Here is a 13068-nt window from a genome sequence, read left to right as displayed (position 1 = left end):
GAATATGAATTATTTCAGTATGTTAGGAGGTTATTTTTTATGGGAAACTCTGTTATTGATTTACGTTCTGCACTAAAGTTATTGGAAAACACACCTGGACAATTAATTAGTACAGATGTAGAGGTTGACCCTTCAGCTGAGTTAGCGGGGGTTTATCGCCATATTGGTGTCGGTGGTACTGTAGCACGGCCAACAAAATTAGGTCCAGCCATGATGTTTAACAATGTAAAGGGTCACCCTAATTCTAAAGTTGTAATTGGTATGTTATCTGACCGTGCTCGCGTAGCATTACTACTTGGTACAACACCAGATAAACTAGGTCAACTACTTCGAGATTCTGTAAAAAATCCAATACAACCAATTGTAATTGATTCTTCAAAAGCTCAATGCCAAGAGGTTGTTCATTTGGCAACAGATCCAGATTTTGATATTAGAAAAATATTACCAGCACCTACTAATACACCAGAAGATGCGGGCCCTTATATTACGTTAGGGATGTGTTATGCATCAGATACGGAAAATGGTGACTCTGATGTGACGATTCACAGACTTTGTTTACAGTCGAAAGATGAAATCACAATGTTCTTTACTCCAGGTGCACGTCATCTAGGTGCTTTTAGAGAAAAAGCGGAAGCTCTCGGTAAGCCACTACCAATTTCTATTAGTATTGGTGTAGACCCTGCAATTGAAATAGGTGCGTGCTTTGAACCACCTACAACACCTATTGGATATAATGAATTAGCTGTTGCGGGTGCCATTCGAGGAAAGGCTGTTGAACTAACACCATGCTTAACAATTAAAGAGAATTGTATAGCGAATGCTGAGTATGTTATTGAAGGTGAACTCTTGGTAGGAAAACGGTTACGTGAAGATATTAATACTAATACAGGAAAAGCAATGCCAGAGTTCCCTGGTTATACAGGACCTGCAAATCCGGAGGTTCCTATTATCAAAGTAAAAGCTGTTACAACACGTAAAAATCCAATAATGCAAACTTGTATTGGCCCATCTGAAGAACACGTTAATATGGCGGGGATTCCAACAGAAGCTTCTATTATGGATATGGTTGAACGCGCTATGCCTGGTCGATTATTAAATGTTTATGCTGCAAGCCCTGGCGGTGGAAAGTTCTTGGCAGTAATGCAGTTTAAAAAATCGGTACCATCTGATGAAGGTCGCCAAAGGCAAGCGGCTTTGCTAGCATTTTCTGCATTTTCTGAATTAAAACAAGTTATTCTTGTCGATGAAGATGTTGATATCTTTGATATGAATGATGTTATGTGGGCTATGATTACTAGAATGCAAGGGGACATTGATATTATAAATATCCCAGGCGTTCGTTGTCATCCATTAGACCCGTCTAATGATCCATCTTGTAGTTATACTATTCGTGATCATGGTATTGCATGCAAAACAATTTTTGATGCTACTGTGCCATATAGTGAAAAGAAACGATTCCAACGTGCTAAATTTATGGATGTAGATCCCACACATTGGGTTCCTAATCATAAAGGATAAGTTAAGAAGGTGATTATATGGGGAAATATAAACGGATTATAGGATTCTGTTTAGGGATTTTATTAGGGCTTTTAATTTGGTTTGTACCATTAGCCGGATTAAGTCCACAAGGTCATGCTTGTTTGGCATTATCTTTGGGAACCGTTATATTTTGGGCGTTTGGTGTTGCTCAACCAGGTTATGTTTCTGGGCTATACCTATTAGGTTTAGCAGTGTTTGATGTAGCACCTAAAACGTTGATTTTTTCTACTTGGACTACATCAATGATGTATCTTATTATTGGTGCATATCTCATTGCTACAGCAGTACGTGAGTCAGGGCTAGGGGAAAGAATCGCCTATTGGTATATCTCTAAATATGTAACTAATTACAACAGTATTATTATTTCTATATTTGCATTAACTTTTATATTGTCGTTACTAATTCCACATCCTTGGCCACGGGCATTTTTAATTATGTCTGTTATGGCTGTGGTTATTAAAAGTGCTGATATGCCTAGAGATGATGCTGTGAAAATTGGATTTACAGTGTTTACGGCATCTATTCCGGTTTCAATGATTTTTTTAACTGGGGATGCGTCTATTAATCCATTGGCTGCACAGTACTGCCTACCAACAGAGGTGGGTTGGATTGAGTGGTTTAAAGTAATGGGTATCCCAATGATTCTAACTAGTATCATAACTATGTTTATGCTTATGACGATGTTTAAACCTACAAAAGAGGTTTCTATTAATCAACAAGCTATTTTGGAAAAGCGCGAATCATTAGGTGCGATGACAGGTAAAGAAATTCGTACTGCATTTTGGGTTATCTTAGCAATTATTTTATGGATGACTGATAGTATTCATGGAATTGATATTGGTTGGGTAACATTGTTTATCGCTGTAATGATGGCTATGCCAAAGATTGGTGATATTTTAACACCTGCTAGTTGGTCTGCTGTGCCTGTACAAACATTACTATTCTTAACAGCTGCTGTTGCAATTGGTCGTGTTGGGGGCCAAACTGGGATGAACACATGGTTAGCACAAACATTGTTGCCATCTGCCGTTCCTGAAAATATGTTCATTCTCGGTGCATTTATAACTGTTATCTCTATTGCTATTCATATGTGCTTTGGTAGTGTAGTTGCAGTTATGGGAATTGTTATTCCAGCAATGCTTGCTTTCACGGAAACACTTGGAATTTCTCCAATTATTCCGGTAATGATTGCATATACAGCCATTAATGCTCACTTTATTTTACCATTCCATAATTTAGCAATATTAGTGGGTGAAGGTGAAGATAATGGTATGTATAGTGAAAAAGAAACCATACGATTTGGTTTACCATATACGTTAGTATTATTTGTTATTACTTGTGCAATTCAATTACCATGGTGGAAATTTATTGGCCTTTGGTAAGTAAGGGTTAGTGCTATGAGGTGATTGTATGCGTTTAATAGTTGGTGTATCAGGTGCGAGTGGCGTAATACTTGGCTATTATGTACTTAAAGCGTTGCGTCAAATATCTGGAATGGAAATTCATTTGGTCATGACTGAGGGTGCAAAGATCACTTTGCAATATGAGAGTTCTATTACCGTAGAAGAAATGGAGGCATTGGCAGATGTAGTTCATGATAATAAAAATATGGCTGCCACTATTTCTAGCGGATCGTATAAGACCGATGGGATGATTGTAGTTCCTTGCAGTATGAAAAGTATTGCTGGAATGGCTTGTGGATTTGCAGATAATCTATTATTGAGAGCTGCAGATGTTTGCTTAAAAGAGAATAGAAAGATTGTGCTTGTACCGAGAGAAATGCCGTTTAGTCGTATTCATTTGCGTAATTTAACTACACTATCTGAATACGGATGCTCAATTATTCCTCCATTATTAACTTTTTATAATGATTCTAATTCGGTTGAAAAACAAATCAATCATATTGTTGGAAAAATTTTAATGCAGTTTGGGTTCGAGACAAAAGATTTTGTTTCTTGGACTGGGCGTAATATGATAAAAAGCTGAGGAGTATTATGAATAGTTATGATGAGATGAAAGTAAAACGATATACTTATGGGGTTACACCATATTGTATTCAAGCTATAGTCACATTTGTTGGGCAGGATATATCTGTTACGATTGGTGGTGGTAATAGATATCATATAGGTGCAGTAGCTATTGCTACTCCGTCTGAAAGTATCATTAATCCAGGAAAGACTACAATTACCACATCTGTCATGGCTGTATTAGGACATAAAGATGATGTATTAGCCAAGGACGCTGCGATAAAACTATCAAGGCATTTTAATACTACTGTAACTGTAAGTGTTGGTGTTCATGTAGATGATGCTGATATATTAGATATTGAAAAGTTACTTGAAAATAGTAAACTGTTGGTCGAACAGATTATACAAAACTAAATAGTAGCTATTAATTCGCTTGATAAAATTAGAGCCTATAATGATTGTTTTACATCGTTACAGGCTCTTTATTATTTATTCAATTATCGTTACACCCTTTTTTTTATTGTACGCCGAATAGGCATGACTAAACCCCCAGTTAAACTGGGGGTCAGTAAAAATTCTTAGAGAAAAGGAAAGAACCTCCTAGTGATAAAATGAAGTTGGTCTGGCAACCACAATATTTTAATATAGGAGGTTCAATGTCAATGAATGACGTAAAGAGTTTATCACATAGTAAATGGAGATGTAAATATCATATTGTTTTGCTCCAAAGTATAGAAGACAAATAATTTATGGTCGGATAAAAGCTGATGTAGGTAAAATTTTAAGAGATTTATGTAAGAGAAAAAATGTAGAGATTATAGAAGCGGAATGCTGTCCGGATCATATTCATATGCTAGTAACTATACTACCACATTTAAGCGTATCAAGTTTTATGGGCTATTAAAAAAGTAGCCTCATGATATTCGATAAACACGAAAATTTAAAATATAAGTATAGAAATAGACATTTCTGGTGTAGAGGATATTATGTGGATACGGTAGGACGATATGATGGAGCGATAAAAGAGTACATTCGCAATCAACTACAAGAGGATATAGCGCAAGATATATTAAACTTTAAAGAATATACCGACCCGTTTATGGGTGAGCCAGTAAAATAGGTAAAATAAAAGCCCCAAAGTAGGGGGCAGCCAGTGGTAATAGAGTGGTTATCAGATCATTCAATGCCCTCTTTAGAGGGCCACCACTAAAGAAAGACCCTTATAGGGTCAGAGCAAACCACCCGTTCTACGGTTGGTTATGATTTTGTATTTTTATTTATATTTGGTGTATGATATAGGTATAATATAGCTATAATAGAAGTGTAATGTAAGTCTGATATAAGTCTAATATAAATCTAATATATATTCTCTAGTTGAGAGGTGCTTATTTATGAATATAGTTATATGTATCACTATTATTGCTATTACAGGTATATTGTTAATGAAGCGCTATCAACCACAGCCTATTTTAATTGGTATGGGAATCCTCATGATGTTTATTGCGTATGAAGCAAATTGGATTGATGCTATACTCGTTGGGTCTCAATCTACTGGTGTCTTGGTATTTGATGCGATGGATATTGTGCGAATTACTACGTCCGAGAATATCGTGAATTTAGGTCTCATGATTATGACCTGTGCTGGTTATGCAAAATATATGGAGTACATAGGGGCAGGGACAAGATTGGCACATACATTTATCCGACCCCTATATCGTGTGAATCGCCCATATATTGTACTGGCCCTAATGTTTCTTCTTAATATGGGACTGTCTATTTGTGTACCTAATCCATTGAGTCTTGCCCTTCTTATGATGGTTACTATGTATCCCGTATTGCTTCGCCTTGGCGTGAGTCCCGTGGGGGCTGCAGCGGTTATTGCTACGGGTCATCTTATGGACGTAGGACCTGGTGCGGTATCTACCTTACTCATTGCAAAGACCTTGAATATGCCTGTGCCAAACTATTTTGTAGGCTACCAGTTGCGTCTGTATTTCTTAGTCGCTATTGTGACAGCTATAGCACACTTTTTCTGGCAGAAATATCGTGATCGGGTGGAGGAACCTAAGGCTATAGATGCTTGTGAAAGTATTCCAGAGGCGCCAATAGGCCCTAAGCCGTATATGCTATTCCCATTATTACCATTGTGTTTTATCTTGGGATTTAGTCAATATGGTTTACCTGGGGTGAAGATGAATGTAACGTTGGCTATGATGCTTGCGTTTGGTATTGCCTTGTTAGCGGAACTGATTCGACACCGTAATTTACGGACAGTCCTTAAGAGTACGACTATATTCTTTGAGGGGATGGGAAATCAATTTTCCTATGCTGTAACACTAATTATAGGGGGACAGATTTTTGCACTAGGCTTAGTGAGCTTAGGAATTATTGAATCCTTAGTTAGTGCCCTTCAAACACTATCTCTTAACTCCATTGGACTTACCTCTGTTCTAGGGGGCGGTATGTTGGGTCTTAGCATGGTGACCGGCAGCAATGTGGCACCATTATTTACATTAGTTCCACTAGTACCCAATATCGTAGCTCATCTAGGCCTTGATCCAATTACTACTATGCTTGGTATGCAAAACGGTGCGAGTCTAGGCTTATTCCTTAGCCCTATTAGTCCAGTAATGGTCGGTGTAGCAGGCGTGGCGCATATTAAGTCAGTAGACTTACTTAAACGCACAGCTGTACCTGTTCTTGTGGCCTTGCTTACTAGCTGTGTGGGAATATGGATCCTTTACTAAATGTCATTTAAAAGACTAATTAGTTATATTTAACCAGATATATTTTGTATCGCTTTTTAAGTTTAGTTTAAATTTAGAAAACCCTCTTTACATGTAACGTAAAGAGGGTTATTATATTCCAAGATTAAATCATATGTAATTAAAATGGTTTCCTGCAATGGTGCAAGTTTTAGCGGATTGCGGATAAAAAGGGCCTTTCTTCGCCGGACGGTTCTAGAAGCCAGAAAGGATGTAATGAACAATCAAGTTTCTATTTCAACAGCAAATATTCGTGGTGCCTTTGGGGCATTTTTTATCCCCGGTATGTATACAGCTTTATGGGCTGGTTTTGTACCATATTTAAAAGCGAAGCTTAGTATTGGTGAAGATGTATTAGGTTCTATGATTTTAGTGCTTGGTTTAGGTTCTTGTTTGTCCATGGCTATAGCAGGTAAGCTTGTAGAGACCTTTGGATGCAAAAAAGTCGTTTTATTGGCTAGTTTTATTGGTATGTTATCTCTTGCCATTGTCACCATGTGCTCTACTATTGCTACGACCACAGCGGCTTTATTCTTCTTTGGCATAGGCGTCGGCCTTAGTGGTGCTTCTGCTAATTTACAAGCTATCCTAACTGAAAAGGTGAGTAAAAAGCACTTAATGGGTGCCTATCATGGTGGGTGGAGCTTAGGTGGCTTTGCCGGTGCTGGCGTTTTGCTTATTCTTTTAAAAATATTGTCCCTACCTGTTAATGAAAGTATTTGGGGACTTCTCATCGTATTGTTCATTGCCATGGTTATAGTCAGTCAATTTATGCTAACCTTTGGTAGTGATCCAAATGCAAAGGTTACTAAGAAATCGAAAAGTCCATTATCTTTCCATCCAATTGCTATTATCTTTGGTCTCTTGTCCTTTGTATCTTACTTAGTTGAAGGTGCAGTAGGGGATTGGAGTGCATTATACTTATTCGAAGATAAAGGTATCGTTATCGAAGAAGCCGTTATGGGCGTTATGTTATTTAATGGTACCATGTGTATTGGCCGTTTGCTTGGGAATACAATTGGTAAACATTTGACATCTAAACAAGTTGTTGTTGGTGGTTATTTGTTAGGTGCTATTGCAATGGGGCTTATCGTATTTTTACCAGGATATGGCTCCATGTATACTTATTTATTACTTGGTATTTCTTTAGCTATGGTAGTACCAAATCTATTCTCTGCTATGGGGGAACAAAATGTTATTCCTATGACACAAGCTGTGGCAACGTCTACTATGCTTGGTTATATGGGAATTTTGATGGGACCAGCATTGATTGGTTTCATTGCTCATGGCACAAGTCTTACTGTTGCATTTATCGTATTAACAGCATTACTTGTAGTGAGTGCAGGTATTAGTAAATACGCTTATATGTTAATGGACAAATCAAAAGAAGCTGAAGCATAAATTTAAATAATAGCCTCAGAGACAATCTGTCTTTGGGGCTTATTTCTTAACATAGTAATACTCAATTAAACATATGTCATTCCTTATAGTGGATGTAGAGGGGATACAAAAAAGCCACAGGATAAATCCTGTGGCTTTTACCTATTATATTAGCGATCGCCGTTGAAGATGGAGTTTTTAACAAGTACGTAGTCTACTTTGCGAATTGCTTGTAAAGTAGTACCACCAGCATAAGAGATAGCAGATTGTAAATCTTGTTCCATTTCAACTAATGTATCAAAGATAGAACCTTTGGAGTCGATGAAGATTTTTTTACCTTCTACGTTTTTGCGTTCCCCTTTTTGGAACTCAGATGCGGAACCAAAGTATTCTTTTACTGCTTTACCGTCAACGATTTTTTCTTCCCCTGGGGATTCTTCGTGACCTGCAAAGAGGGAACCAATCATAACCATAGTAGCGCCAAAGCGAATGGATTTAGCAATGTCGCCGTGGTCGCGAATACCGCCGTCAGCGATGATAGGTTTAGTAGCTGCTTTTGCACACCAGCGTACAGCAGCTAATTGCCAACCACCAGTACCGAAGCCAGTTTTTAATTTAGTAATACAAACTTTACCAGGACCGATACCTACTTTAGTAGCGTCAGCACCAGCATTTTCAAGTTCACGAACTGCTTCAGGCGTACCCACATTACCTGCGATAATGAAAGTTTCAGGTAAATTCTTTTTAATGTATTGAATCATTTCGATTACTGCATTGGAGTGACCATGTGCAATATCGATTGTGATATATTCTGGTGTTAAGTTTGCTTTTTTGAATTCATCAACTAAAGCAAATTCTTCAGCTTTTACACCGATAGAAATAGAAGAATATAAGTTAAGGTCGTGCATGCGTTTTACAAAGTCCATACGACGTTCAGGTTGGAAACGATGCATGATATAGAAATAGCCTTCACGTGCTAATTTTTCAGCCAACTCTTCGTCAATGATAGTTTGCATGTTTGCAGGAACCACTGGTAAACGGAATGTGCGTTTACCTAATTTTACATGTGTATCACATTCGCTACGGCTAGTGACGATACATTTATTAGGAATCAATTGCACGTCTTCGTAATCAAAGATGTTCGTTGTATTAATCATAGTTTCTATATCTCCTTCGAGTATTACATAATGAACCTGTACCATTATACAAGAGACTCGTAAAATTTTCAATACGTTCCGAATATTTTGTTTGGTGTCATGTGAGAACTGTAGTACAATACAAGTAGGATGTATAAATAAAACTACAGTTTTAAAAGTTATACTAAAGAGGAGGTCGATTGAAATGGACCAGTCAAAAACACGCATGCTTGCTGAAGCTGGCGTAGCAATTGCTATTGCACAAGTATTGTCATTTATCACGATTTTCCACATGCCACAAGGTGGCTCTATTAAAGCAGCAGCTTTAGTACCGCTCATGATTTATGCGTATCGCTGGGGCGGAACAAGAGGTATCTTTGCAGGTGTTGTATATGGTATTTTACATTTTATCTTAGGTTTTAAATCATCGATTCACTATTTAAGTATTATTTTAGATTACTTGGTAGCATATGGTGCTATCGGTGTTTGTGGTTACTTCAAGGATTCTATGTCTGGACTTATCTCTGGATCCATTGTGGCCATTGTATTCCGCTGGGCTGCTTCTGTTACGAGTGGTGCAGTTGTCTTTGCTAGTTATGCTCCGCAAGGTCAAAATCCATGGATTTACTCCATGATTTATAATGCCTCTTATATGGTGCCAGATGGGATTTTAAATATTGTTGTTTTACTATTCATCTACCAAGGTGTTAAACGAGGTTTAGGACGTCGTGGATAAATTAGGTTTAATAATTTTGGCTGGTGGTTTGAGTTCTCGCATGGGGCAACCTAAGGCATTATTACCTTGGGTTAATGGTGAAAGCCTCATATCTCATGCACTTCGTAAGGGATTAGAAGCGGATGTGGATGATATTATCATCTCCATTGGTGATGATGATCAGTTAGGACATGCCATTCAGACTCATATCATTGATACGTTATCGAACGATGAGAAGAAAAAAGTTTCTATTGTTCGGGATTCTATTGAGCGACGTGGTCCTCTAGGGGGACTTTATAGTGCTCTAGCTGTTGGAATGAGTCCTGCCTATGCGGTGATGGCTGTAGATATGCCATTTATGCCTATGGATTTATATTATGATTGGTTATATCAAGTGAATCATAACAATTGGAATGTTATAGTTCCTACTGGTTCTAGAGGTAAGCCAGAACCTATGGCGGGAATTTATAGACTTCATATTGTATCATTACTTCCATCTATTCTAGCCGGTAAAGACGTATCGTTGCAGCATGCCCTTGATACGATTGGTCATGTTGAATCTATTGATGCCAGTGATTATGATTGGGAGCTAAGTAATGTAAATCATTATGATGACTACCAATGGGCTCGTGCATTAGCAGAAAATGAGTTCCGTCGTGTGCCGCTTATTAGTGTAGTAGCATCAAAACGTAAAACAGGTAAGACTACGGTAGTAACCCGTCTTGTAGATGAGTTACAACGAGCGGGATTTTCTGTAGGCGTTGTAAAGAGTGATAAACATGGCTTTCAAATGGATCATGAAGGAACCGATACAGACCTTTCTTATAAAGCTGGTGCTGATGCGGTGGCTATTGCAGGTCCTAATGAAACAGCGATTCGTATACGCACTAAAGAACAATCAAATCTGTATGAAATATCACAGTTTATGCCTGTGGATATAGTTATACTAGAAACAAGGTCCCAAGGCATTGCCCCTATTATAGAGGTTACGCAAGAAGGCCATACAGAAGAGCTTATCTCAGATTCTATCGATCGAGTAGCTATAATCGAAATTAGCAAGTTAGACCAAGACGTACCAGGATTAGTACGTCACATACAGGAAATGATGAGGTGTTTAAATGGCCGTCGTTACTGTTGAGGAGGCCCTTCAATTATGGGAGAAAGCCTTAGATACGCAAGTTCATAAAGTAGAAACCATTGATGTTAAGGCTGCTAAAGGATATGTGTTGGCAGAGGATATTATTGCCCCTACAGATGTACCAGCCTTTCCTAAATCTGCCATGGATGGGTATGCCATTACCTACAAAGCAGATTGTAATGAGTATATTGTTGACGGTATTATAGGTGCCGGGGTCGTATGGGAACATTCTGTCGAAACTGGCCATGCGGTACGCATAATGACTGGTGCGCCCGTACCAGATACATGTGATACCGTTATTATGCAAGAACAGGTGGTTGGTTCCGGAGAACCAGGCACAACAATTACCATTCAAGGTAAATATACATGTGGCGATCATATTATTCCACAAGGCGAGGAATGTAGTGCTGGAACTACTGTGATTCCACGTGGTACAGAGGTAACCTCTACAGTACAAACTATTTTGACTGGTCTAGGGTTTACTGAAATAACTGTAAATGCGATGCCTCGCGTGTTAGTTCTTACATCAGGACATGAGGTGATTGAACCTGGTGAAAGTTTAACACCTGGCAAGATTTACAACTCTAATCGAGCTATGATTTGTGGACTCTTGGAAGATTTAGGCTTTCATAAGATTACGCACTATCATGTCAGTGATGCTCCAGAGGAATTAGAGTCTGAAATTAATCATGTGTTACAGCTCAGTGAAGATGCCGATATTATCATTAGCTCTGGCGGTGTATCAGTAGGGCTGTTTGATACAATGCCTCTTATTTATGAAAAACTAGGAGCTAAATCCATTTATGCACGCATTCAAATGCGTCCAGGTGCTGCATCCTATGGTGCAGTAACGCCGAAAGGTCAAATCATCTTTGGTCTATCTGGTAATCCAGGGGCTGCATTCAATGGATGGCATCTAATCGTAGCGCCAACATTGAAACGATATAAAGGCTTAAAAAACTGGACCACACCAGTAGTAGCCTGCGTAATGGATTCAGAAATCTTTAAACGCAATGCTTTTGATCGGTATGTACAAGGCAAAGTAATCTTTGGCGGTGGTGCACCACGTTTTGTGGCAAATCGTCATTTTAACAGTAGTAGTATGCTAGGTTTATATACTGTGAACGCCCTCGCATGTATTCCTCGTGGGGTACATGAAGTACATCCGGGCGATACCTTTGATGTGTATCTATTAGGATTACTACCTGCCATCTGAAGTGCCGCATAGTTTAGATGCTCGAGAAAACTTCAAGATGCTGTTGACCGTAGTTAAATAAATATATCATAATAAATGCATCCCTTGGATTATAAGGGATGCATTTTTTATGCGTTGAGAGAGGTCTAATGTATGAACGTCGTTGAACAGTATAATTTAACGTTAAAAATAGAGGTTCTAAAAGAACAAAGTGCAGAAACACTAGCTCGTCTTTGTAAGTTAGTAGACAGAAGTGGTACTAGTGACTGCATAGAGGTAATAAAGGCATATTCTCATATCGTAAATACAGAGTTATATTTAGCTACATCTATCAATGAGTTAGAAGCTCTAAAGTCAGATATGGCAGAACTTGAAAGCAATATTAAAGAGTCATTAGCACAAATCTCTCACGGAGTAAGTGATGAAAAATGTTTTAAGGAGAATAGTGATGTACTCGATATTGAGGCCTATAGCTCTGACGATTTTGATAAGGCCTTAGAACGTACCATTGATTTGTTAATGTTTAATAAGAATATATCTAGTGCACCTCATGCTGTCATCTTAGGTGGTCAAAGTGGGGCAGGAAAAACAACTATTCATCGTGTGAAAATGGTGGAGTCGAAGGGCGACTATATTGTTATAGATGGCGACACTTATCGTGCGCAGCACCCACATTTTAGAGCACTTCAAGAAAAATATGGTGTTGATAGTGTAGATTACACAAAAATGTTTGCAGGTAAGATGGTAGAGGCTGTAATTGATAAATTAAGCTCTTTAAAATACAATTTAATTATTGAAGGCACATTACGTTCAGCTGCAGTACCAATTAATACAGCTACATTATTAAAATCTAAAGGCTATACCGTCGACTTTTGTTTGATTGCCACCAAGCCAGAGTTATCTTATTTGACGACACAATTACGTTATCTAGAAATGCTTCTAGTAGATCCGTTGCAAGCTAGAGCGACACCTAAAGAGCATCATGATGGAATTGTAAAATCCTTGGTCGCTAATATTACTGAACTAGAACAGAGTGGAGTCTTTGAAAGTATTCAAGTGTATAAACGTGATTTAGAACAAGTATATAACTCAAAACTGTGTACTGAATCAATTGGAACTGTGGTAGATAAAATTTTATTTGGTGATTGGACTTCAGCAGAAAAGGATTTGTTGGCGGTAGGTAGAGCACAAGAACAAAAGCTGCAAAAGCAGTTATATTAAAGGACTTCAGAA

11 protein-coding genes and 1 pseudogene are annotated in these 13068 nt (G+C 38.2%); 11 read left to right on the top strand and 1 reads right to left on the bottom strand.

The window, feature by feature from the left end; translation table 11 throughout:
- Positions 1 to 39: 39 nt before the first annotated feature.
- From VRHSUH10_RS03675 to VRHSUH10_RS03645, 7 genes and pseudogenes are all read left to right on the top strand, one after another.
- Complete coding sequence (locus VRHSUH10_RS03675) at positions 40 to 1518, top strand: UbiD family decarboxylase (protein ID WP_105089489.1); 1479 nt, start codon at positions 40 to 42, stop codon at positions 1516 to 1518.
- A gap of 17 nt (positions 1519 to 1535) precedes the next feature.
- Positions 1536 to 2921: an SLC13 family permease gene (locus tag VRHSUH10_RS03670; RefSeq protein WP_105089488.1), complete on the top strand. Its 1386-nt coding sequence runs from the start codon at positions 1536 to 1538 to the stop codon at positions 2919 to 2921.
- Between the two features lie 28 nt (positions 2922 to 2949).
- Positions 2950 to 3525 carry a UbiX family flavin prenyltransferase gene (locus tag VRHSUH10_RS03665; RefSeq protein ID WP_105089487.1) on the top strand — a complete coding sequence of 192 codons (576 nt, stop codon included), beginning with the start codon at positions 2950 to 2952 and terminating at the stop codon, positions 3523 to 3525.
- Positions 3526 to 3533: 8 nt separating this feature from the next.
- Entirely contained in the window at positions 3534 to 3920 is a 387-nt protein-coding gene (locus tag VRHSUH10_RS03660; RefSeq protein ID WP_105089486.1) for a hypothetical protein, read from the top strand.
- A gap of 248 nt (positions 3921 to 4168) precedes the next feature.
- A pseudogene (tnpA, locus tag VRHSUH10_RS03655) lies at positions 4169 to 4626 on the top strand (IS200/IS605 family transposase).
- Between the two features lie 271 nt (positions 4627 to 4897).
- Positions 4898 to 6253, top strand: coding sequence for a C4-dicarboxylate transporter DcuC (dcuC, locus tag VRHSUH10_RS03650; protein ID WP_105089485.1), 1356 nt, complete (start codon positions 4898 to 4900; stop codon positions 6251 to 6253).
- Between the two features lie 234 nt (positions 6254 to 6487).
- Entirely contained in the window at positions 6488 to 7672 is a 1185-nt protein-coding gene (locus VRHSUH10_RS03645; RefSeq protein WP_105089484.1) for an MFS transporter, read from the top strand.
- A 149-nt stretch (positions 7673 to 7821) separates the two neighbouring features.
- Here VRHSUH10_RS03645 and VRHSUH10_RS03640 read toward each other — a convergent pair whose 3' ends face one another.
- A complete protein-coding gene (locus VRHSUH10_RS03640; RefSeq protein ID WP_105089483.1) occupies positions 7822 to 8808 on the bottom strand; it encodes a GMP reductase in 987 nt (328 codons plus the stop codon).
- A gap of 184 nt (positions 8809 to 8992) precedes the next feature.
- Between VRHSUH10_RS03640 and thiT the strand changes: the two genes are divergently transcribed.
- The 4 genes from thiT to VRHSUH10_RS03615 all read left to right on the top strand — a co-directional run bounded on the left by thiT (position 8993) and on the right by VRHSUH10_RS03615 (position 13056).
- Positions 8993 to 9523 carry an energy-coupled thiamine transporter ThiT gene (gene thiT, locus VRHSUH10_RS03635; RefSeq protein WP_105089482.1) on the top strand — a complete coding sequence of 177 codons (531 nt, stop codon included), beginning with the start codon at positions 8993 to 8995 and terminating at the stop codon, positions 9521 to 9523.
- Positions 9516 to 10640 (top strand): molybdopterin-guanine dinucleotide biosynthesis protein B, encoded by a 1125-nt coding sequence (gene mobB, locus VRHSUH10_RS03630; RefSeq protein ID WP_105089481.1) that lies wholly within the window; start codon positions 9516 to 9518, stop codon positions 10638 to 10640. Before thiT ends, mobB begins: the two co-directional genes overlap by 8 nt.
- Entirely contained in the window at positions 10621 to 11856 is a 1236-nt protein-coding gene (locus tag VRHSUH10_RS03625) for a molybdopterin molybdotransferase MoeA (RefSeq protein WP_105089480.1), read from the top strand. The genes mobB and VRHSUH10_RS03625 overlap by 20 nt, the downstream gene beginning before the upstream one ends.
- A 132-nt stretch (positions 11857 to 11988) precedes the next feature.
- Positions 11989 to 13056 (top strand): zeta toxin family protein, encoded by a 1068-nt coding sequence (locus VRHSUH10_RS03615; protein ID WP_105089479.1) that lies wholly within the window; start codon positions 11989 to 11991, stop codon positions 13054 to 13056.
- Positions 13057 to 13068: the final 12 nt, after the last annotated feature.

The organism is Veillonella sp. T11011-6 (assembly GCF_002959755.1).
Lineage (GTDB): Bacteria > Bacillota > Negativicutes > Veillonellales > Veillonellaceae > Veillonella.
Note: the sequence above shows the minus strand (reverse complement) of the source record. Positions and strands in the feature narration are given on the sequence as shown.

What these genes read in the sequence shown, in the direction of transcription:
- thiT (WP_105089482.1), top strand. Translation starts at nt 8,993, where the DNA reads ATGGACCAGTCAAAAACACGCATGCTTGCTGAAGCTGGCGTAGCAATT.
- VRHSUH10_RS03615 (WP_105089479.1), top strand. Translation starts at nt 11,989, where the DNA reads ATGAACGTCGTTGAACAGTATAATTTAACGTTAAAAATAGAGGTTCTA.
- VRHSUH10_RS03665 (WP_105089487.1), top strand. Translation starts at nt 2,950, where the DNA reads ATGCGTTTAATAGTTGGTGTATCAGGTGCGAGTGGCGTAATACTTGGC.
- VRHSUH10_RS03675 (WP_105089489.1), top strand. Translation starts at nt 40, where the DNA reads ATGGGAAACTCTGTTATTGATTTACGTTCTGCACTAAAGTTATTGGAA.
- VRHSUH10_RS03660 (WP_105089486.1), top strand. Translation starts at nt 3,534, where the DNA reads ATGAATAGTTATGATGAGATGAAAGTAAAACGATATACTTATGGGGTT.
- VRHSUH10_RS03670 (WP_105089488.1), top strand. Translation starts at nt 1,536, where the DNA reads ATGGGGAAATATAAACGGATTATAGGATTCTGTTTAGGGATTTTATTA.
- VRHSUH10_RS03645 (WP_105089484.1), top strand. Translation starts at nt 6,488, where the DNA reads ATGAACAATCAAGTTTCTATTTCAACAGCAAATATTCGTGGTGCCTTT.
- VRHSUH10_RS03625 (WP_105089480.1), top strand. Translation starts at nt 10,621, where the DNA reads ATGGCCGTCGTTACTGTTGAGGAGGCCCTTCAATTATGGGAGAAAGCC.
- dcuC (WP_105089485.1), top strand. Translation starts at nt 4,898, where the DNA reads ATGAATATAGTTATATGTATCACTATTATTGCTATTACAGGTATATTG.
- VRHSUH10_RS03640 (WP_105089483.1), bottom strand. Translation starts at nt 8,808, where the DNA reads ATGATTAATACAACGAACATCTTTGATTACGAAGACGTGCAATTGATT.